Origin of the sequence: Cupriavidus sp. SIMBA_020 (genome assembly GCF_046535395.1) — a bacterium.
GTDB lineage: Bacteria > Pseudomonadota > Gammaproteobacteria > Burkholderiales > Burkholderiaceae > Cupriavidus > Cupriavidus campinensis.
On sequence record NZ_JAWRWU010000213.1, the window covers coordinates 1 to 338 of the forward strand.

Annotated in this window: 1 protein-coding gene; it reads right to left on the reverse strand. The window is 62.1% G+C overall.

What is annotated here, in order from left to right:
• On the reverse strand, positions 1-231 hold a 231-nt coding region (locus tag SB751_RS28880), incomplete at its 3' end, for a porin (protein ID WP_410748893.1).
• Positions 232-338 lie beyond the last annotated feature (107 nt).

A 338-nucleotide genomic window follows, 5' to 3' on the forward strand; every position in this document is an offset into this window, starting at 1 on the left:
GAATACGGCGCTATTGCCACCGCCCAGGTCCTCCGTGCCGCGCAGGCCCCAGCGGGGGCTTTGATTCTGCCCGCTCAGCGCTTGCCAGGTGTGATGGCCGGATTGATTCGGCGACCACGCAATGCCCACGGAAATGAGACCGTACAGAGTCACGGTGCTTTGTGCATGGGCCGCGCCGGCATGTGCGCCGGCCAGACAAATCAGTGCGAGTGCGTGCGTTTTTAATTTCATTCTGGATTCCGGTCATTCCGCGGACCAAAGCGCGTTCAATGGACGTGGCGATTCCCGCGTCCGCGAACGATTGCGCGGACGCTGCAATAACGCGTGAGCGTGTGGGG